18 protein-coding genes are annotated in these 17,231 nt (G+C 63.4%); 8 read left to right on the top strand and 10 right to left on the bottom strand.

All coding sequences use genetic code 11. The features are described 5' to 3' along the window. Positions 1 to 33: 33 nt before the first annotated feature. Entirely contained in the window at positions 34 to 1,173 is a 1,140-nt protein-coding gene (locus OHL12_RS15650) for an acyltransferase family protein (protein ID WP_263414749.1), read from the top strand. A gap of 121 nt (positions 1,174 to 1,294) precedes the next feature. Here the strand turns inward: OHL12_RS15650 and OHL12_RS15645 are convergent, their stop codons facing one another. Continuing rightward, positions 1,295 to 1,489 (bottom strand): hypothetical protein, encoded by a 195-nt coding sequence (locus OHL12_RS15645; RefSeq protein WP_263414748.1) that lies wholly within the window; start codon positions 1,487 to 1,489, stop codon positions 1,295 to 1,297. Between the two features lie 42 nt (positions 1,490 to 1,531). Further along, entirely contained in the window at positions 1,532 to 2,152 is a 621-nt protein-coding gene (locus tag OHL12_RS15640; RefSeq protein ID WP_263414747.1) for an HD domain-containing protein, read from the bottom strand. 70 nt (positions 2,153 to 2,222) lie between these two features. Between OHL12_RS15640 and OHL12_RS15635 the strand changes: the two genes are divergently transcribed. From OHL12_RS15635 to OHL12_RS15615, 5 genes are all read left to right on the top strand, one after another. Next, a complete protein-coding gene (locus OHL12_RS15635) occupies positions 2,223 to 3,257 on the top strand; it encodes a site-2 protease family protein (RefSeq protein WP_263414746.1) in 1,035 nt (344 codons plus the stop codon). Between the two features lie 87 nt (positions 3,258 to 3,344). After that, positions 3,345 to 4,376, top strand: coding sequence for a metallophosphoesterase (locus OHL12_RS15630; RefSeq protein WP_263414745.1), 1,032 nt, complete (start codon positions 3,345 to 3,347; stop codon positions 4,374 to 4,376). A 9-nt stretch (positions 4,377 to 4,385) separates the two neighbouring features. After that, positions 4,386 to 5,162 (top strand): ATP-binding cassette domain-containing protein, encoded by a 777-nt coding sequence (locus tag OHL12_RS15625; RefSeq protein ID WP_263414744.1) that lies wholly within the window; start codon positions 4,386 to 4,388, stop codon positions 5,160 to 5,162. Positions 5,163 to 5,166: 4 nt separating this feature from the next. Beyond that, positions 5,167 to 5,583 (top strand): DUF971 domain-containing protein, encoded by a 417-nt coding sequence (locus tag OHL12_RS15620; protein ID WP_263414743.1) that lies wholly within the window; start codon positions 5,167 to 5,169, stop codon positions 5,581 to 5,583. Between the two features lie 4 nt (positions 5,584 to 5,587). Then, complete coding sequence (locus OHL12_RS15615) at positions 5,588 to 6,385, top strand: DUF3050 domain-containing protein (RefSeq protein ID WP_263414742.1); 798 nt, start codon at positions 5,588 to 5,590, stop codon at positions 6,383 to 6,385. Positions 6,386 to 6,394: 9 nt separating this feature from the next. Here OHL12_RS15615 and OHL12_RS15610 read toward each other — a convergent pair whose 3' ends face one another. From OHL12_RS15610 to OHL12_RS15600, 3 genes are read right to left on the bottom strand one after another with little or no spacing between them, the layout of a single operon-like run. Continuing rightward, on the bottom strand, positions 6,395 to 7,168 hold the full coding sequence (locus OHL12_RS15610; protein ID WP_263415149.1) for a hypothetical protein: 774 nt from the start codon (positions 7,166 to 7,168) through the stop codon (positions 6,395 to 6,397). 51 nt (positions 7,169 to 7,219) lie between these two features. After that, complete coding sequence (locus OHL12_RS15605) at positions 7,220 to 8,530, bottom strand: MFS transporter (RefSeq protein WP_263414741.1); 1,311 nt, start codon at positions 8,528 to 8,530, stop codon at positions 7,220 to 7,222. 52 nt (positions 8,531 to 8,582) lie between these two features. Then, positions 8,583 to 10,244, bottom strand: coding sequence for a TolC family protein (locus OHL12_RS15600; RefSeq protein ID WP_263414740.1), 1,662 nt, complete (start codon positions 10,242 to 10,244; stop codon positions 8,583 to 8,585). Between the two features lie 143 nt (positions 10,245 to 10,387). Between OHL12_RS15600 and OHL12_RS15595 the strand changes: the two genes are divergently transcribed. After that, positions 10,388 to 11,083, top strand: a complete 696-nt coding sequence (locus OHL12_RS15595) for a DsbA family protein (RefSeq protein WP_263414739.1) — start codon at positions 10,388 to 10,390, stop codon at positions 11,081 to 11,083. Positions 11,084 to 11,153: 70 nt separating this feature from the next. Here OHL12_RS15595 and OHL12_RS15590 read toward each other — a convergent pair whose 3' ends face one another. The 3 genes from OHL12_RS15590 to OHL12_RS15580 all read right to left on the bottom strand — a co-directional run bounded on the left by OHL12_RS15590 (position 11,154) and on the right by OHL12_RS15580 (position 12,988). Then, positions 11,154 to 11,420: a hypothetical protein gene (locus OHL12_RS15590; protein WP_263414738.1), complete on the bottom strand. Its 267-nt coding sequence runs from the start codon at positions 11,418 to 11,420 to the stop codon at positions 11,154 to 11,156. Between the two features lie 113 nt (positions 11,421 to 11,533). Next, on the bottom strand, positions 11,534 to 11,821 hold the full coding sequence (locus OHL12_RS15585) for a hypothetical protein (protein ID WP_263414737.1): 288 nt from the start codon (positions 11,819 to 11,821) through the stop codon (positions 11,534 to 11,536). Between the two features lie 105 nt (positions 11,822 to 11,926). After that, positions 11,927 to 12,988: a radical SAM protein gene (locus tag OHL12_RS15580; RefSeq protein WP_263415148.1), complete on the bottom strand. Its 1,062-nt coding sequence runs from the start codon at positions 12,986 to 12,988 to the stop codon at positions 11,927 to 11,929. A 248-nt stretch (positions 12,989 to 13,236) separates the two neighbouring features. Here OHL12_RS15580 and typA point away from each other — a divergent pair, with 248 nt between their 5' ends. Next, positions 13,237 to 15,048, top strand: coding sequence for a translational GTPase TypA (gene typA / locus OHL12_RS15575; protein WP_263414736.1), 1,812 nt, complete (start codon positions 13,237 to 13,239; stop codon positions 15,046 to 15,048). A 72-nt stretch (positions 15,049 to 15,120) separates the two neighbouring features. Here the strand turns inward: typA and OHL12_RS15570 are convergent, their stop codons facing one another. Beyond that, positions 15,121 to 15,663 carry a hypothetical protein gene (locus OHL12_RS15570; protein ID WP_263414735.1) on the bottom strand — a complete coding sequence of 181 codons (543 nt, stop codon included), beginning with the start codon at positions 15,661 to 15,663 and terminating at the stop codon, positions 15,121 to 15,123. Between the two features lie 138 nt (positions 15,664 to 15,801). Beyond that, the gene (locus tag OHL12_RS15565; protein WP_263414734.1) at positions 15,802 to 17,142 is read right to left on the bottom strand and encodes an NAD(P)/FAD-dependent oxidoreductase; all 1,341 of its coding nucleotides are present in this window, start codon (positions 17,140 to 17,142) and stop codon (positions 15,802 to 15,804) included. Positions 17,143 to 17,231: the final 89 nt, after the last annotated feature.

Genomic DNA, 17,231 nt, shown 5'->3' with positions numbered 1-17,231 from the left:
GGTTGCATCGGCTGCGTAAGATGGTCGGCATTCATGCAATCCAAGGCGCTTCCTAGCAAGACTCACTTCCAGAGCCTCGATGGCCTTCGCGGCGTTGCGGCTCTCATCGTGGTCGCCTTCCACGTCTTCGAAGAATTCAGCTACGGCGACCACGTCAAGCAGATCCTGAACCACGGCTACCTTGCCGTCGATTTCTTCTTTCTGCTCTCAGGCTTCGTCGTCGCCTACGCCTACGACGACCGCTGGGATCGCATGTCGATCACGGACTTCTTCAAGCGCCGCGTGATCCGGTTGCAACCCATGGTGGTGATGGGCAGCCTGATCGGCGCGGCCCTGTTCTATTTCGCCAAGGGACCGGTGTTCCCACCCATCGCCCAGACCTCCGTGCCCAAGATGCTGCTGGTCATGTTGATCGGCGCCACGCTCATCCCGGTCACCACGGGCACACTCGACATCCGCGGCTGGCAGGAATTGCACCCGCTGAACGGTCCCGCCTGGTCGCTCTTTTACGAGTACGTGGCAAACATCCTCTACGCCGTCGGCCTGCGCAAGGCGTCCAACCGCGTGCTCGCCATCCTTGCTGCACTCTCCGCGATTCTGCTAGTCGAGGTCTCACTGCGCCAGGGTGACATGATCGGCGGCTGGAGTCTGACCGTCAAACAGGTCCACATCGGCCTGGCTCGGCTGCTCTTTCCGTTCCTCGCTGGCATGCTGCTGATGCGCTCGGGTAAGCGGATCCACGTGCGCGGGGCTTTTGGTTGGGCCAGCTTTCTGCTGGCGCTCTGCCTCTGCTTTCCGCGCATCGGCGGACACGCCCACCTTTGGATGAACGGTGTCTACGATGCCTTCTGCATCCTTATCATGTTCCCCATCATCGTGGCCATCGGCGCAGGCAACGGCAAGTCGGCCGGCTCACCGGCGGATAACCGGCTCGCCCACTGGCTCGGCGCTCTCTCCTACCCGCTCTACATCACCCACTACCCGCTCATCTACATCTGGACAGAATGGGTTGACGGCCCGGCGCACCCGTCGGGTCACACGGCCCTGCCGTGGATTATCGGCATCGGCCTCTGGTGTACCGCGATCGTGATCGGCTACGCCTGCCTGAAGCTCTACGACGAACCCGTCCGCCGCTGGCTCAGCAAGCGCTTCCTCGGCCGGGCCACCGCCTGACGGCCCTTGTCGCCCGCCATGCCAGCTGCTCACCTTTGGAGTCTCCGAGGTGAGTTCAGACACCAATGAAACGACCCATGCCTGTCGCCAGGCATGGGTCGTGTGTTTGCGCAGCGAGGAGCTAGGTTGCCTTGCGCTGGAAGCTGGTCTTCTTTACGCCGCTCAGGGCCTTGGCGCCGCCGGCCGCGTCTCCGTGGCCGGCCTTGGTGCCGGCGGCCTTTGCCGCGGCCTTGTCCCGCAGCGCCTGCAGCTTCTGCGCCTTCGGGCCCAGACCTTTTGCCCCGCCCGCGTTCGACTTCGGAATGAAATCACTCATACATCAATCCTAGTACGTTCCGGCTGCTTGTACGTTGGCGGTTCACGCGCCAAACAGATCCAGCTCCCGCGCTCGGTCCAGTTCGGCACGCACGTAGCTCCACAGCGCCGGCGAGCCTGCCGAGATCTGCGCCTCCAGCCGTCGCACCACGCGCTCATAGCTGATGCCGTTTTCCTTCCAGCTCTGCCCGCCGTTGGCCAGGTTTAGCAGCGCCGGCATCACCCGGTCCACTGCATTGGCAAAGCGTGACTCCGGCGTGTCGCCATGCTCGAACTCCTGCCATAGCGCCTCCAGCTCCACCGTGTGCTCCCCGGGCAGCATGGCAAAGATGCGCCGCACGGCGGCGAGTTCGTCCTGCTTGCGCTCGGCCCATCCGCCCTCGACGAACGCCATGGTGTCGCCCGTGTCGATCTCGCCGATGTCGTGCACCAGCAGCATGCGGATCACGTGGTCGATGCGGACCGGCTCCGCCGCGTAGTCCCGCAACGTGAGCGCCAGCAGCGCCAACTGCCAGCTATGCTCCGCCGAGTTCTCGTAGCGGTCCAGGCCGAGCGGCTTTACCTTGCGCAGCACACCCTTCAGCTTGTCCACCTCGCGGATGAAACCCACGATCGCCGGGATCTCCGTCGCAGCCTGCGTCCCGCCTTCAAGATGCTCGTTCATCCTTTCACCATAGCCCCGCTACGCACCTTAGCGTGGTATCGAAACCGAGGCCGTAACATCGAATTAGCAGATGTCCGCCATCACCTATTCCGAAGCATTCACACCCGAGCAGGTTCCGGCACCCGAGCGCGTCTATAGCTGCCCGCAGTGCAGTCACTGGATTCCCGAAGGCACTCTCGCCTGCCCGGACTGCCACACTCTCATCTACGGTGAGCACCTGAACCGCCTGGCCGCCGCGGCGGCCCGCGCCGAGCACGAAGGCAAGCGCCTGGAAGCCCGCGAGTTGTGGACTCAAGCCCTCGACTGGCTGCCCGCCGACGCTCGCCAGGCCGAACAGATCCGCCAGCACATTGCCGGGCTGGACGGGCAGCAGCAAGCCGAGAGCGACCGCGAAGCGCGCTGGAAGAAGCGCCTTGGCCCGCTCGCCCCGATTGCGCTGGCCATCTTCAAATTCAAGTCGGCGCTGTTTCTGCTCTTCAAGCTCAAGTTCCTGCTGGGCTTTGTCGGCTTCTTCGGCCTGTACTGGGCCATGTTCGGCTGGAAGTTTGCGCTCGGCTTTACGATCTCCATCCTGATTCACGAAATGGGGCACTACATTGCCGTGCGTGCGCGCGGGTTGAAGGCCGACCTGCCCATGTTCCTGCCCGGCCTGGGTGCCTATGTGCGCTGGTATCACCAGGGCATGTCACTGGGCGTGCTGGCCCAGATCGCCCTCTTCGGCCCGCTGTTTGGCCTGGGCGCCGCGCTGGCCAGCATCGGCCTGTTTGCCGTGACGCACCAGCCCGTCTTCCAGGCCATCGCGTACGTGGGCGCCTGGACCAACCTCATCAACCTCATCCCGGTGCTGGGGCTGGACGGCGCACAGGCCACCTACGCCCTCACGCGGCTGCAGCGCGGTCTCGTGCTCGCCGCCTGCATCATCCTGTTTGCGCTGATGCACGAGGGAGTCTTCCTCTTCCTCGCTGCCGGCATGACCTATCGCATGTTCACCAACGACACGCCCGAACAGGAAAGCATCGGCACCCTTGTCGGGTATCTGCTTCTGCTGTTTGCGTTGGGAGCGTTCCTGTACATCATCCCCGACCCCGGCCAGTTCGCACGATAAACAAGCCGGGCCGCAACCTTAAGCCTGTCTTCATCTTCGAGACCTCACCCCATGCTTTTGCATCGCATGGGATGAGGTCATTTCGCTTTGGACGAACAGAACACCATCAGCCGGCGCCGTTTCCTGCGACAAACCTTCGCCTACTCGGCCCTGGCTGCCCTGGCGCCGGGCAGCCTGCTCACGGCAGGCGCGCAGGCTCCGCCGCCTGACCCCAACGCCACCCACATGTTCATGATCGGCGACTGGGGTACCGATCGTTACGTCCCGCAGCAGGTCAACGTTTCGCAAAGCATGCAAACGTGGATGGACCGCAATCACCTGACGCCCAACGCGATGGTTCTGCTGGGCGACAACTGGTACGGCAAGATGCACGGCGGCGTGAACGACCGCCGCTGGGCGGACCAGTTCGAGAACATGTACCCGGCGAACAAGTTCCCCGGCCCGGCGTATGCCGTGCTCGGCAATCACGATTACGAAAAGGGCAAGACCGACAAGGTCCAGCTGCAGCTGGACTACCCCAAGAGCCGCCAGACTCGGTGGACCATGCCCAACCGCTGGTACAGCATGCTGTACCCGCAGCAGAACCCAGTGGCGAAGCTCATCTTTCTCGACTCAAACCTGCCGGGCACCAAGCCCTTCGACCCGTGGCCCTGGAGCTACCTGATGAGCCACGAGGACGCCGACGCGCAGGACCAGTGGTTCCGCGCCGAGCTGGCCAAGCCCCGCGAAGCCCCGTTCCTGATCGTCATCGCGCACCATCCGCTGTTTACGAACGGCGTGCACCGCGACAACCCTGTGCTCATCCCGCGCTGGGATCCGCTGCTGCGCCAGGCCAAGGTCGACTTCTATATCACTGGCCACGATCACGACCTGCAGCACCTGGAATTTGAAGGCCACCCCACCTCGTTCGTCATCTCCGGTGGCGGCGGCGCGGAACTCGTGGACTGGTCCGTCGATCCACGCAAGCGCGGTCCCTTCGGCGGCAAGGTGCTCGGCTTCTCGCACCTGGAACTCACGAAGGAGGCCGTGACCCTGCGCCACATCACCTTGAACGCTCAGGAACTTCACACCTTCCGCCGCACGCCGGACGGCAAGATGACAATTCTGAAAGCCAGTTAGACTTCACGGATGGCTTCTGAGCCGCTGATCACCGCCTCGAACCTCACCAAGCGCTACGGCCCGCACACCGTCGTTTCGGACGTTTCGCTCTCGATCGACCGAGGCGAAATCTTCGGCGTCGTCGGTGAGTCCGGCAGCGGCAAGAGCACCGTCGCGCGCATGATCCTGCGGCTCATCGAGCCCACCGAAGGCCGCGTCACCTTCGACGGCATCGACGTACTCGCCGCCTCGCCGCACGAACTGCGCATGCTGCGCCGCCGCATGGGCATTGTCTTCCAGGATCCCTACGCCGCGCTCAATCCGCGCATGCGGGTCCGCGACATTCTCGCCGAGCCCTTCGCCATTCACCGCGACGCCGCTCGCGGCCCGGAGATCGACCAACGCCTGCGTGCCATGCTCGACGAAGTCGGCCTGCCTGCCACCGCGCTGCCGCGCTACCCGCACGAGTTCAGCGGCGGTCAGCGACAGCGCATCAATATCGCTCGCGCCCTGCTGCTGCGGCCCGACTTTCTTGTGCTCGACGAGCCGGTCAGCGCGCTGGACGTCTCCGTCGGCGCCCAGGTCATCAACCTGCTGCGCGACCTGCAGCGGCGTCACGGTCTCACCTGCCTGTTCATCAGCCACAGCATGCCGCTGGTCCGATATCTGTGCGACCGCGTAGCTGTGATGCAGCGCGGGCAGGTCGTGGAACAGGGTGACGCTCTCGCCATTTGCGACCACCCCACGCAGACTTATACGCAGCAACTCATCGCGGCCACGCCCGAACTGCCCGCCCTCGTAAACTAGAGGCATGAGTCACGAGGGCATCCGCTTCATCAGCCAGGAAGAAGCCCGCCGCGCCGAGCAGCGCGACCAGAAACTGCCGCCCGAAGCCATCACGCCTGCCAAAGTCTCCGTCGACCTGACTGGAGGAACGGGTGTGTCGATTGCCTGGAAGGACGGTCACCGCTCCCACTGGAGCTTCCCGTTTCTGCGCGACGCCTGCCCCTGCGCCACGTGCCACGAGAAGCGCGAGAAGTCTGGCCGCGCCCTAGGCGAACCGGAGCCCGCACCCGCCACCGCCTTTCCCATGTACAAGGCTCCCGCGCGTCCCAGCAAAGCAGAGCCCATCGGTCGCTATGCCATCAAATTTCACTGGAATGACGGGCACGAGAGCGGCATCTACGCCTGGGACTTTCTGCGTCGATTAGACGAGGGCAAAGCATAGCCGCATGAACGTCAACCCACGTATCTCCGCACTCACAACTCGCCTGCAGCCGCTGTACACGCGCTTGAGCCAGCACCCGCTCTACGCCTCGCTCGAAACTCTGAAAGACCTGCACCTGTTCATGGAAGCCCATGTATTCGCCGTGTGGGATTTTATGAGTCTGCTCAAGGCTCTGCAGCGTGGCCTTACGTCGGTCGAGGTGCCGTGGACGCCCAGCCCGCTGCCCGAAAGCCGCCGCCTGATCAACGAGATTGTTCTCGGCGAAGAGAGCGATGTGTACCAGGGAGAGCCGCTCAGTCACTTCGAGCTTTATCGCCTCGCCATGCAACAGTGCGGAGCCTCCACCGCCGCGATCGATGCGCTTTTGCAATCCTTGCGCAATGGTGATCTGCTCGGCCCGGCCCTGGCTGCCAGCGGCGCGCCGCAGGAGGCGCAGAGCTTCGTCGGCGATACGTTTGCGCTCCTCGCGCAAGACAAGCTTCACGTCACCGCCGCCGCGTTCACCTTTGGCCGCGAAGACCTGATCCCCGACATGTTTCAGGGCTTTGTGCGCGACCTGAACCGCGAACTCGCCGGCCGCCTTGAGACGTTCGTCTGGTACCTGCAGCGGCACATCGAAGTCGACGGCGAAGAACATGGCCCCATGGCGCTGCGCATGATAAGCGAACTCTGCGGCGACGACGAAACGAAGTGGCAAGAGGCCGAGACTGCAGCGGTGCACGCGCTGGAGTCACGCCTGCGGCTCTGGGACGGCATCCACGCAAAGGTGCGGGCACGCCGCAGCGTGCCCGCACTCGCCTGACGCCAGGCTCTACTCGATCTTCGTAGCCTTCTTGTGTTCGAAGACGATCGTCACCGGGTGCCCGTTGTTGTCGAACTCCACCGTGCGATTGTTCGGCTCACCCGGCCCGGGACGGCTTACCTGTCCAAGTGCCAGCTGCGCCTGCAACTCGTTCATGCCAAGCACGGCCTTGTGCGCGTCGATCGCCTGCCAGATGGGCGCCGGCCAGTGCTTATAGGTCACGTGCGGATCGTCGTAGAAGAACGCCTCGTCCAGGTAGAAGGTGTAGCCCGCCGCCTCGTGGTACCCCACTGCCACGCCATATAGCGGGCCGGGATCGGCCTTGCGGTGAAACAGCATCAGCACCTGCCGGTCGCCGCGCGGGATGCGCGTGAACAGACTTGCCGGGGCTACCTGCTCGATGAAGTTCACGACGTCCAGCTGCTCCGCGCCCTGGAGCAGGCCCGCAGCCTTGGCAAAGTTCACATGCGTCGCCGTCGCCGGATAGAAGTTCATCTGGTTCCCGGCAAACACCCAGATCGGCTTTCCATCCAACGCCCGCGCATCCGCAAGGGTGTGCGGATACATCTTCTTCGGAACGATGTAGTCGTCTTGCGTCAGCCCCAGCGCGGGTCCCTCATTCACATGGACCACTTGGGCATCGCGGCGCTGCTTCACCACGAAGTACACGCGCACCGCGACCACCAGCAGCATGATCGCCGTTAGCGCAAACGCAAGCTTCTTCCCGTTCCCGCTCGGCCGGTCCTCTTCGCCATCCCGCTCCGGTCCGTTCGCATCCAGCATCGCCACAGGCAGGCTCCTCAGTGGTTTTCGTTCAGGGTAGGATGCGGGCTTCTAGTTGATCGGCTCGCTCACGCTGGTTGCATTCGCGGCGAGCAACTCTTCCGTCGTCAGCGTATTCACCTTGCGCAGCGGTGGAAAGAACACCGCCCACAAGCCTGTCACCATCATGGATCCGATGCCGCCGAGGACCACGGCTCGCACGGCTCCCAACCATTGCGCCGTGACGCCGCTTTCGAACTCGCCGAACTCGTTGCTGGTCCCCAGGAAGATCGCATTCACCGCAGACACGCGCCCGCGCATCTGCGGCGGCGTTCCAAGCTGCAGTATTGACGACCGCACGATGACTGAGACGTTGTCCGTCGCTCCGATGATCACCAGCATCACCAGCGAAAACGGAATCGATTTCGACAGGCCAAAACCTACCGTAGCGGCACCGAAGATGCCCACGCACACCAGCATCAGCTTGCCCGCGTTCCGCTTGATGGGGAACTTCGCCAGCGTGACCGACATGATCAGCGCACCCACCGCCGGCGCGGCGCGCAGCACGCCCAACCCGCGCGCTCCGGCGTGCAGGATGTCCTGCGCAAAGATCGGCATCAGCGACACGGCACCGCCCAGCAGCACCGCGAACATGTCCAGCGAAATCGACCCCAGCAAAAGCCGCGCCTGCTTCACATAGCGCATGCCGACCAGCATCGCTTCGAGCGTGAACGCCTTCTTCTCCGTCGCTTCCCGGCGGGGTTGCAGCGTGCTCACCAGCCCCAGGAATCCCACGAGCATCACGATCGTAACCAGGTACACCAGTGGCGCTCCGTTCAGCCGCGCTGCCTGGCCGTGCAGCGCAATCGTGAACAGCAAGCCACCTAGCGCGGGTCCGCTGATGTTCGCCGTCTGGAAGACCGCCGAGCCCCAGGTCATCGCATTGACGAAGCTTTCCTTAGGAACCAGTTGCGGCAGGATCGCCGACGCAGCCGGCCCCGAGAAGGCCCGTCCCACCCCGATGAAGAACAGCAGGACGTAGATCGTGATGATGCTGCGCAGACCCATGTAACTGATGGCGAACAGTGCCGCGCTGCAAACCAGTTGCAGACCGTAACACGTGAGGATCACCCGCTTGCGGTCGTACCGGTCCGCCGTGTGCCCCGCCGGCAGTACAAACAGGATGCTGGGCAGGAACAGCGCCAGCCCCGTGGATCCGAGCAGCAGTGCCGAATGCGTGAGCTGGTAAATCTGCCACGCCACGGCGACCGATTGCGCCTCGGCGCCCAAGATCACCAGAAAGCGCGCCACCTGGTAGTTGCGAAACGATGGCGATGCAAACGCCGACTGCGCTCCGGGTTGTCGAGGCTCCGCTGCGGACATCGCTCCGTCTATGGTGTCACACGCCAGAACGCGGTTAGGCGCAGCGACGGCGTTACTGGTTCAGGTAGCTGTCGTACTGCGATTCCAGGACGCCCGTGTTCCGGGCGAGTTGCAGCTTTGCCTGGTTGAACTGAAACAACGCATTCACCAGTTGAGACTGCGCATTCACCAGCGTGGCTTGCGCCCGCACCACGGGCAATGTGTCGTCCACGCCCGCCCGGTACCGCTGCTGAGCGTCGCTCAGGGCCTCAGCCGCCAGGTTCACGTTGCTTGTGGCCGCCTTGACAAGGTCGTCCGCCGTTTGTACGTCCAGCATGCTCGACCGGATCTGCTGATCGATGTCGGCGCGAACGCTTCGAATCTGCGCCCGGAGCCGTGTCAATTGCGAATCGGCCACCTCACGATCGCCGCGGATGCGAGCTTCCTCGAAAATCGGGAAGTTGATGCCGCCCTGCGCCACGAAGTCGCCGTGGTACAGCCCATGCGTCTGCCCGATTACGCCGTAGTATCCGCCCAGCGTCGCAGCCGGCAGCCGCTCATAGGCGATCGCTTTGCGCTGCAGCTCAGCCGAGCGCAACTGCGCCTCCAGCCCAAGCAGATCTTTGCGCCGCTTGTACGCCACCTGCCGTGCGGTCTCCAGCGGCAGCGCGTCCAGTTCGTGGTAGGGCACAGGATCGGTCAGCACCAGCGGCTGATCAGCCGCCAGTCCCATGTTCCGGTTCAACTGGATCTTGTCTTTATCAAGGCTGTTGCGCAACTGCACCAGCTGCTGCTCACGCTGCTGCCGAGTTACTCGTGCGCGCAAGAGGTCCAGGTTGGTGCCGGTGCCCGCGTCCTTGCGCGCCTGCGCCTGCCGCTCCAGCTCGCGGTCGCTTACCAGTTGGCCCTCGGCGTCGCGGATCGAAGCTTCATCCGCCAGTACCCGCAGATACTGGGTGGCGACGTCCTGCACAATCTCGCCGCGGTCGGAGTAGGTCTGTAGTGTTGCGATCTTCGCCTGCTCGCGTGCGGCTTTGTACACCTCGTACGCGGGCAGGTTGAAGAGCTGCTGATTCAGGTTCAACTGGGCGCTGGTCACGTCGTATCGCACGATAGTCTGCAGCGGGGGCGTTCCGGGCGGCAGGAGCGGCTGCACCGCGGCCGGGCTGAAGCCCATCGCCGCCAGGTTTACCTGCTGGGTGCTGGTCCGGCCCACCGCGGTGAGGGTTGGGATAAGGGCGTTGAAGGCCACCGACCGCAGGCCGGCCACCTGTCGCTCGCGCTGCTGATCCACACTTATGCGCAACGACCGCTCCAGCCCCAAGTTCACAGCGTCGGCGAGCGAAAGATTGATCGGCGATCCGGTCGAGACCGGAGTTTTGACGCCGTGTCCAAGGTCGCGTGGCGCCGCGCCCGCCAGCCCCTGCGTCACCAGGAGTGATGGCTGCTGCGGCTGTGGCTCAAATGGTAGGTCCGGCGCCGCCGCGATCGGGGGCTGCCGCAGGGTCCGTTGGGCGGTCTGAATCGCTGGGGCAGCGGGCGGAGCCACCGGCAGCGGAGCCTGGTTGGCCTGTCCCACGGTCGTGGTCTGAGCGTTGAACGGCGCGGGCTGCGCCGTATCCTGCGCTGCCGCCACACCGGTCAGCAGCGCACAACATAACAGCGGCACGGCTGCACGCGCGCGCACCGGCGATTGGTGCTGCGTAGGCAGCTTGGTTCGTTCCCCTCGAGTCATCTCTCGGATTGGATTCCAGCGGGAGAGAGCCGGTTGCGGATTTCTGACCGGAACCCGTGCCGCCGCGCCCTAACCACCGGCACTCGGCTGCGTCTAGAATCAGAAGAGGCCGCCACGTGCTTATTCGCCGGCCGGGAGTCTGCATGAACCGTCGTTTTGCCGCTGCGCTTGTTGCCGGGGCGCTCAGCCTTCCTTTTGCCGCCGCCCACGCCCAAATTCTGGGGCCCGCCAGCGACGGCCACTTCAAAGACACGAGCATGCTGAAGCCGCCCGCCGGCCAGCGTGTCGCCGTGGTCGTCTTCGAAGATCTGGAATGCCCGGCCTGCGCCGCCGCCCACCCGATCGAGCTGCAGGCGGCTCAGCAGTACCACGTGCCCATCGTCCGCTACGACTTCCCGCTGCAGATGCACGTGTGGAGCTTTGAGGCGGCCGTGTTTGCCCGCTACCTGCAGGACAAGGTCAACCCCGCCCTAGCGGACGAGTACCGCACCCAGGTCTTCCGCAACCAGATCAGCATCGCCAGCAAGGACGACCTGCAGAACTTCACCAAGCAGTTCATGCAGAAGCATGGACAGGCGATGCCGTTCGTCGTCGATCCGGGCGGTAAGCTCGCCGGAGAGGTCAAGGCCGACTACGGCGTGGGTCTCCGCCTGAACGTCACTCGCACCCCGACAATTTTTGTGGTGGAGAACAATGGCCACTACGAGACCATCAGCGGCAACGAGACCGGTGGCGCCGATCCGAACCGTCTGTTCCCGGTCATAGACGCCGCTCTGAAGCAGACTCACAACTCCGCTCCCGCCGCCGTCCATACCGTGGCCCGCACCACCCACAAGTAGTACGAAGCAAGTAGCTTAAAACTGAACGGCACGCCTGCGGCGTGCCGTTTCGACTTTTACTGTCCCAGGTTTATTGCGGAACTTCGGCGGCCTTCTTGTCGGCCTTGTCCTGTGCCTTGTCTGCTTCCTTCTGCTCGTGCGTTCCCAGCGCCTTGCGCTGCTTCTTGTCCGCCTTGGCCTGTTCCTTGTCGGCTTTTGAGGCCTTCTTGCTGGCGTGCGAGTCCGCTTTCAATTGGTCGCGGGATGCAGCCGTGTCCTGCGAGGCCATTTGCGCCACCACCGGCGCACTCATTCCCACCAGTAGCGAAACCACCGCTAGTCCCTGAATCATTCGCATCGAGTTTCTCCTTGCTTGTCGATCAAGACATACGGAACGCCAACGTAGCAGCGCAGTCCCAGACCGGGCCGCTACCACCTCGTTCCGCGCACATCGGCGAAACGCGCCACGACCTACTGTGGCGTAGTGGTCGCTGCCGGACTTACGCCCGCCTTCTTTTCGGCCTTCGCTGCCTTGTCCTGGGCCCGCAACGCCTTGCGCTGCTCCTTGGCCGCCTTGGCGCGCTGCTTGTTGGCCTTTTCCTCGTTCTTCAGCGAGTCTTCCTGACCCTTCGAGGTCACGGGAGCGTTGGCATCGGAACTCGCAGCCTGCGGGGTTTGGGCCAGCACCCGTACGGGAACGGCAACCATGCCACACATCAGGGCACACAACAGAAGAGGTCGAACGCGATTGAAGCTCATACAATCTCCTGCTTGATTCGATGCAGGGGGAGCCCGGGACGCCACTCAGTCCAGCAACACGGAGTTGCTTTTTCAGACTGCATCCGTGCGAATCGGTCAGGTGCGCTAGGTGATCTGAACGAGGTCGGCCGGCCCGGAAGGCCGCCCTGCTCCGTGCCCGCTTTGCGCGCGCGGAGGAGCCGGATCGGCGTGCTGCGGTGCGCGCCAGTGATCGATGTAACTCACCTGGTGCACGCACGAGATGGTGCAATTGGGCGCGCATCCCTTTTCCGTCAGGAACTCGCGCTTTACGTCGGCGGTGGTGTACTGCGCCAGAGGAACGCCCGGGTAGCCGCGCTGCTGCGAGCAGTAGTGCACCAAGCCGTTCTCGCACACATACAGGTAGCGCGAACCCGCCCGGCAGCGCCAGTCGTTCGGCTCGCCGTTCGCGATCGCTTCCTGAAACTTGTTGAAACGCGTATAGCTGCGTCGCGTCAGACCGCGGACCCGCTCCCACACATTGCGCTCCGCTCCACCCAGCGGCCGCAACTGCCCGCTGCCGTCGTGGATGATGCCGATGGTCGAGGAGAAACCGAGTGCCAGAGCGCGCGTGCTCACCACGTAAGCGTCTTCCGGATTCGGGATGCCGCCGCCGACGACGGAATTGATGTTGACGTGGAAGTCTGCGTACTCCGCCAGCCACAAGAGGCGCTGGTCCAGCACCTTGAGCGACTTCTTGGAGACCTCGTCGGGCATCACGTTGTCGATTGAAATCTGGAGGTGGTCCAGGCCGGCCTTGTTCAGCCGCTCGATGCGCTCGCGGTTCAGGTTGTAGCCGTTCGTGATCATGCCGGCAATTGCACCAGTCTTGCGAATGCGCGCGATGATGCGGTCCAGGTCGGGATGCAGCGTGGGTTCACCACCGGAAATGGTAATGACCGACGTGCCCAGCCGCCCTAGGGCGTCGATGCGCCGGTCCATCTCCTCGATCGGCACCGGGTCGGAGTGGTTATCGAACTCGTTGCAGTACGTGCAGGCCAGGTTGCAGCGGCGCATGGGCACGATCTGAGCCATGTAGGGGTGGCCGGTGTGCACCAGCGCGTAACCGATGCTTAGCAGTTCCCGCACGCGCAACGTGGCGAGCCTCGCTTGTCGCCGCAGCGGCATGGGCCGGTGCCCTGGCTTCATCTGGAACGCGGGCTTCGGCTTGGCGTCTGCTGACGCGGGCTGTACGGCAGTGGACATGCTCCGAGAAGTTTACCGGAAAGCAACAGGCTCTGCCGCGCCCGGGAAACGCGCTGGGCACCCGCTCCTGTAGACTGGAAGCATTGCTTTTGTGCGCCTTTTGCCGCACCGGGAGTGCCGAACCCTCGTTTGGCGCCCGTTTGCAAGACCCATTCGCAATTCAGCCCCGAAGAACAGGACCGAGCACCGCTGTGAGCCAGACTATTCGCAACATCGCCATTATCGCCCACGTTGACCACGGCAAGACCACACTCGTGGACGCCATGCTGAAGCAGAGCGGAACGTTCCGCGCCAATGAAGCCGTGGCCGACCGCGTCATGGACTCCAACGACCTGGAACGCGAGCGCGGCATCACCATTCTGGCCAAGAACACCGCCGTGCACTACGGCGATGGCAAGATCAACATTGTCGACACGCCGGGCCACGCCGACTTCGGCGGCGAAGTGGAGCGCGCGTTGAAGATGGTCGACGGCGTCGTCCTGCTGGTGGACGCTTCGGAAGGTCCGCTGCCGCAGACCCGCTTCGTGCTGTCGAAGGCGCTTGCCGGCGGCCTCACGCCCATCCTCGTTATCAATAAGATCGACCGTCCTGACGCTCGCGTGCAGGAAGTTCTGAACGAGGTCTATGACCTGTTCATCGACCTCGACGCCGATGAGTCGCAGCTCGACTTCCCCGTCGTGTACACCAACGGCAAGGCGGGCACCGCGACGCTGGACATGGATCAGCCCGGCACCGACCTGAAGCCGCTGTTTGAGACAATCGTCGGGACGATCCCGCCGGCCAAGGGCGATGCCGACGGCCCTCTGCAGATCCTGGTCACCAACCTGGACTACTCCGATTACCTTGGCCGCCTCGGCATCGCCCGCGTCTTCAACGGAACGCTGAAGACCGGCGAAACCGTGAACGTGGCGCGCCTGGACGGGTCGCTGCAGCCGGTCAAGATCACCAAGCTGTTCAGCTTCAGCGGCCTGAAGCGGACGGATATCGAAGAGACCACAGTGGGCGACATCGTCGCAATCGCGGGCGTCAGCGGCCTGACCATCGGCGAGACGATCACCTCGCTCGAGAACCCCGCGCCCCTGCCCCCCATCGTCATCGACGAGCCGACCATCGCGATCCAGTTCAGCGTGAACAACTCGCCGTTTGCAGGCCGCGAAGGCCAGTTTGTCACCAGCCGCAATCTGCGTGAGCGCCTGGACAAGGAGCTGCAGACCAACGTTTCCATCCGCGTGGAAGAGACCGGCTCACCGGACGCCTTCAAGGTGCTGGGCCGCGGCGAACTGCAGCTTGCCGTGCTCATCGAAATGATGCGTCGCGAAGGCTACGAACTGCAGGTGGGCCGTCCCGAGATCGTCACCAAGCGCATCGATGGCGTGCTGATGGAGCCGGTTGAGTACGTCACCATCGACGTGCCGAACGAGTTCAGCGGCACCGTGATCCAGAAGCTTGGGCCGCGCAAGGGCGAGATGGTCAAGATGCACGGCGATGCCCGCGTACGCATGGAGTTCAAGGTTCCGTCGCGCGGCCTGATCGGTCTGCGCAGCGAAATGCTGACCGAAACGCGGGGCACGATCGTGATGAACTCGCTGTTCGACGGCTACATGCCGTACCAGGGTGAGATTCCGCAGCGGCCCACGGGCGCGCTGATCAGCGATCGCGCTGGCGTGACCACCACCTACGCGCTGAACGGCTTGCAGGAGCGCGGTGTGCTCTTCATGGGCGAAGGCGTCGAGGTGTACGAAGGCATGATCGTGGGCGAGAACAGCCGCGACAACGATCTGGACGTGAACGCGGTCCGCGAAAAGAAGCTGACCAACATGCGCGCTTCGTCGGCTGACGAAGCTTTGCGATTGGTGCCGTACAAGCAGCTAACGCTGGAGCAGTGCATCGAGTTCATCGCTGACGATGAGCTGGTCGAGGTCACACCCAAGTCGCTGCGCATGCGCAAGAAGGTGCTGCAGGCCAATCGCCGGCCGCGCCGCCAGCAGTTGCAGGAAGCGTAAGCAGACAAGCAATCCACACAGTAAGAAGGGGCACGGCGAGAGCCGTGCCCCTCTCTGCTGCCTGGTTTTCGTTCAGCCCTTCTTTTTGCCGAATGGGAAGACGAGGGCGACTTTTGCGTTATAGCTGTTCCGGTTCTCACCGTCCGGATGCGTATAGACGTACTCGGCGGGGATGATCGAGAGCGATACCCATTTCGTGAGAGGCGTAGTCACATTGATGCCGGTCAACAGAGCGTATGCGTTTACCACCGAGCCCGCGTTGGAATTGCGCGAATCACCCATTTGCAGAAACAGCGCCGGCTTCAGCTTCGGCTTTGGCAGAATTTCCTTGGACACACCCAGCGTGTAGGTGTGCGCGTTGACGCTGCCCTTCCGGTTTGCACCGTAGTAGTTGGAGGCGTCCGCGTAAACGGCCCAGCCGTTCGCGAGATTGAAGGTCGGCTTTGCCAGCCAGCCATTCAGGTTGCGATGATAGCCGCCCTGGTCGGCCCACAGGTATGCATACCCCACACTGATCGTGCCGATCGGAGTGGGTTTCTTCGCTGCAGGCGTGGACTGTTGACCAGACCCGTCACTGTCGAGCGGAAGGAGGAAGGTCTGGGCGTGGGCCGGCATCGCACACGAAACGGAAATCAAAGCGAGCGTCAGCCACGCTGCAGCGCGAATGTTCATATCCGCGTCAGACGATCCCACGGGAAAGCTGAGATGCTTTGCCGTGGGCGCGACAGATTCGGCCAGTGGGCTCCGCTTGATCTAGGGCTCGATTGGTTGAGTCGTGAGTTCGCCCACGGGCGTGTCTTCGACGCCCCATCCGGGAAGTTCCTGCGATCCGGTGATGAGACGGACGCCCTCTTGGAAGAACAGATAGGTGAACGCCCAACTGCGGAACACGGAGAAGCGATTGCGGAATCCGATCAGGAAGAAGATGTGCACCACCAGCCACGTGAGCCAGGCCATAAAACCGCTCATGTGCGCCCGGAACGGCCATTTCACATTGCCCACGGCGGCGCTGCGTCCGATGGTCGCAAGGTCGCCTTTGTCGAAGTAGTGGAAGGGCTTCTTCATGCGGCCGCCCTCCACCTCCAGCGCGATGGACTTTCCTGCATAGGTTCCCATCTGCATGGCGGGTTGCGCCACTCCCGGGACCGGCTTTCCGTCGCTCATGGCGTGAGCCAGGTCGCCGCAGATGAAGATCTCCGGATGCGCCTTGGGGTGGAGGTATTCATCCACCATCACACAGCCCTTCTTGTCGCACTCCACGCCCAGCATCTTGCCCAGCGGGCTGGCCTGCACCCCGGCGGCCCACAGCGTGACCACGGAATCGATGCGCTGGTCGCCTACCATCACGTAGCCGGGCTGAACATCTGTCACGCGCTGGCCGGTGCGTACCGTCACGCCCAGTTCCTTAAGCTGCTGCAGCGCGCTGTTCTGCAGATCCTCCGGATAGGCGGCGAGGATAGCCGGCGAGCCCTCAAGAATTAGCACGCGCGCCGAGGCCGGGTCGATGTGTTTGAAGTCTTTACGGATGTACAGCTTGGCGATATCGGAAATAGCGCCGGCAAGCTCCACGCCCGTTGGCCCCCCACCGATGATGACGAAGTTTAGCGCCGGGTGCTTGCCCGTCTCCAGCATCTCGCCCTCTGCTTTTTCAAAGGCCAGCAGAACGCGGCGGCGGATTTCCACGGCGTCTTCGATCGTCTTTAGCCCAGGTGCGAGCGAAGCCCACTCTTCCTTGCCGAAGTAGCTATGAGTCGAGCCAGTGGCGAGGATCAGGTAGTCGTACTGCAGCTCTGTGCCGCTGCGCAGATGAGCCCGGCGATGGTCCACGTCGAAGCCCACCACCTCATCCATCAGCACTTGGGTGTTCGGCGACCGGATGATGGTGCGGATGGGCTGAGCGATATCCGCCGCAGACAGCACGGCCATGGCGACCTGGTAGAGCAGGGGCTGAAACGTGTGGTGGTTCTTCTTGTCGACGATCGTGACGTTGACCTCGGCGTGCTCCAACGCTTCCGCCGCGCGCAGACCGGCAAAGCCTGCTCCGACGATCAACACCCGTTTCCGCACACCACCTGTAACATCCGCCGCCGCCATGCTCTCTCCTGCGTTTCACGGATTCAGATGCGGGATGGATGGGCTCCGTCTCGCCGTGGTCCGGAAGAACCTGCCGGGCGCCTCGCCGC

The organism is Terriglobus aquaticus, from assembly GCF_025685415.1.
Lineage (GTDB): Bacteria > Acidobacteriota > Terriglobia > Terriglobales > Acidobacteriaceae > Terriglobus > Terriglobus aquaticus.
This window is presented reverse-complemented; position numbering and strand designations above follow the sequence as displayed.

What these genes read in the sequence shown, in the direction of transcription:
- OHL12_RS15650 (WP_263414749.1), top strand. Translation starts at nt 34, where the DNA reads ATGCAATCCAAGGCGCTTCCTAGCAAGACTCACTTCCAGAGCCTCGAT.
- OHL12_RS15645 (WP_263414748.1), bottom strand. Translation starts at nt 1,489, where the DNA reads ATGAGTGATTTCATTCCGAAGTCGAACGCGGGCGGGGCAAAAGGTCTG.
- OHL12_RS15640 (WP_263414747.1), bottom strand. Translation starts at nt 2,152, where the DNA reads ATGAACGAGCATCTTGAAGGCGGGACGCAGGCTGCGACGGAGATCCCG.
- OHL12_RS15635 (WP_263414746.1), top strand. Translation starts at nt 2,223, where the DNA reads ATGTCCGCCATCACCTATTCCGAAGCATTCACACCCGAGCAGGTTCCG.
- OHL12_RS15625 (WP_263414744.1), top strand. Translation starts at nt 4,386, where the DNA reads ATGGCTTCTGAGCCGCTGATCACCGCCTCGAACCTCACCAAGCGCTAC.
- OHL12_RS15620 (WP_263414743.1), top strand. Translation starts at nt 5,167, where the DNA reads ATGAGTCACGAGGGCATCCGCTTCATCAGCCAGGAAGAAGCCCGCCGC.
- OHL12_RS15615 (WP_263414742.1), top strand. Translation starts at nt 5,588, where the DNA reads ATGAACGTCAACCCACGTATCTCCGCACTCACAACTCGCCTGCAGCCG.
- OHL12_RS15610 (WP_263415149.1), bottom strand. Translation starts at nt 7,168, where the DNA reads ATGCTGGATGCGAACGGACCGGAGCGGGATGGCGAAGAGGACCGGCCG.
- OHL12_RS15605 (WP_263414741.1), bottom strand. Translation starts at nt 8,530, where the DNA reads ATGTCCGCAGCGGAGCCTCGACAACCCGGAGCGCAGTCGGCGTTTGCA.
- OHL12_RS15600 (WP_263414740.1), bottom strand. Translation starts at nt 10,244, where the DNA reads ATGACTCGAGGGGAACGAACCAAGCTGCCTACGCAGCACCAATCGCCG.
- OHL12_RS15595 (WP_263414739.1), top strand. Translation starts at nt 10,388, where the DNA reads ATGAACCGTCGTTTTGCCGCTGCGCTTGTTGCCGGGGCGCTCAGCCTT.
- OHL12_RS15590 (WP_263414738.1), bottom strand. Translation starts at nt 11,420, where the DNA reads ATGCGAATGATTCAGGGACTAGCGGTGGTTTCGCTACTGGTGGGAATG.
- OHL12_RS15585 (WP_263414737.1), bottom strand. Translation starts at nt 11,821, where the DNA reads ATGAGCTTCAATCGCGTTCGACCTCTTCTGTTGTGTGCCCTGATGTGT.
- OHL12_RS15580 (WP_263415148.1), bottom strand. Translation starts at nt 12,988, where the DNA reads ATGAAGCCAGGGCACCGGCCCATGCCGCTGCGGCGACAAGCGAGGCTC.
- OHL12_RS15570 (WP_263414735.1), bottom strand. Translation starts at nt 15,663, where the DNA reads ATGCCGGCCCACGCCCAGACCTTCCTCCTTCCGCTCGACAGTGACGGG.
- OHL12_RS15565 (WP_263414734.1), bottom strand. Translation starts at nt 17,142, where the DNA reads ATGGCGGCGGCGGATGTTACAGGTGGTGTGCGGAAACGGGTGTTGATC.